The sequence below is a fragment of the Kitasatospora sp. A2-31 genome, from assembly GCF_022288725.1.
Classification (GTDB): Bacteria; Actinomycetota; Actinomycetes; order Streptomycetales; family Streptomycetaceae; genus Kitasatospora.
Genome location: NZ_JAKNTA010000165.1, coordinates 1 through 1,540, shown reverse-complemented (window position 1 = coordinate 1,540; position 1,540 = coordinate 1). Strand labels below are relative to the sequence as shown.

Below are 1,540 nucleotides of genomic sequence, written 5' to 3'. Positions count from 1 at the left end.
CTCGCTGCGCTCGGCCGGCGCTTCGCGAAACGCGCACTTCTCGTCGGCTCGCTCGCTACGCTCGCTCACGCGCTCCGCCCTCGCCGTTCTCGATCGCTCGCTGCTGATGCTGCTGTGCTGCTGTGACGCCGCGGAAGCCCTGCGGGCCGAACCTGCCGGCCGTGGGGATCAGCGGTGAAGAAGATGCGGCCGCCCGCGATCCGGGAGGCCGTTACGGCGCGCGGCACCGCAGGCCCTCGTCGGTGCCCGCGACCCGCTCCACCGGCATGGTAACGATGCAGCCGAGGGTGCAGTGTTGCGGGCTTGGGGTGAGCGCCGCAAAACGCGCGGGCAGGGGGGCCTTCGGGACACGTACCCTTGTGAGCCGTGTCCACTGCCAATGAGCCCACCGCCCACGAGTCCGGCGTCCATCATTCCAGCACTGCCACCCAGGTCGTACCAGGCCTGAGCGAGGCGCAGACGCTGGGCCTGCAGGAGCTGCTGCGGGTCTCCCCGGTCGCCGACGAGATCGCCCGCCGCTTCCAGGCTGCAGGGCACCGGCTCGCGCTGGTCGGCGGCTCGGTCCGGGACGCCCTGCTGGGCCGGCTCGGCAACGACCTCGACTTCACCACCGACGCCCGCCCGCAGCAGGTCCTGAAGCTGGTCAAGGGCTGGGCGGACGCCGTCTGGGACGTCGGCATCGCCTTCGGCACGGTCGGCGCCCGCAAGGACACCCCGCAGGGCTCCTTCCTGATCGAGATCACCACGTACCGCTCCGAGGCGTACGACCGCACCTCGCGCAAGCCCGAGGTGACCTACGGCGACACCATCGGGCAGGACCTCGTCCGCCGGGACTTCACCGTCAACGCGATGGCCGTCGACCTGCCCGGTCGCGGCTTCGTCGACCCGCACCACGGCCTGGAGGACCTGGAGGCCCGGGTGCTGCGCACCCCCGCCACTCCCGAGGAGTCCTTCTCCGACGACCCGCTGCGGATGATGCGGGCCGCCCGCTTCGCCGCACAGCTGGACTTCGACCCGGCCCCCGAGGTCGTCGCCGCCATGACCGCGATGGCCGACCGGATCGCGATCGTCTCCGCCGAGCGGGTCCAGGCCGAGCTGAACAAGCTGCTCCTGGCCGCGCACCCGGTCAAGGGCCTGCGCCTGCTCGTCGACACCGGCCTGGCCGGCCACGTGCTGCCCGAGCTGCCGGCCCTGCGGCTGGAGCGCGACGAGCACCACCGCCACAAGGACGTCTACGAGCACTCGCTCACCGTCCTGGAGCAGGCGATCGACCTGGAGCAGGACGGCCCCGACCTCACGCTGCGGCTGGCCGCGCTGCTGCACGACATCGGCAAGCCGCGTACCCGTCGCTTCGAGTCGGACGGCCGGGTGTCGTTCCACCACCACGAGGTGGTCGGCGCCAAGATGACCCGCAAGCGGATGCGCGAGCTGAAGTACTCGAAGGAGCTGACCGAGGACGTCTCGCGCCTGGTCGAGCTGCACCTGCGCTTCCACGGCTACGGCGGCGGGGAGTGGACCGACTCGGCGGTGCGCCGCTACG

The 1,540-nt window shown here is 71.8% G+C and carries 1 protein-coding gene; it reads left to right on the top strand.

The genetic code is table 11. The annotated features are described in order from the left end of the window. Positions 1-444: 444 nt before the first annotated feature. The coding region (locus MCM47_RS40535; RefSeq protein ID WP_238951808.1) for a CCA tRNA nucleotidyltransferase at positions 445-1,540 on the top strand (1,096 nt) is incomplete at its 3' end.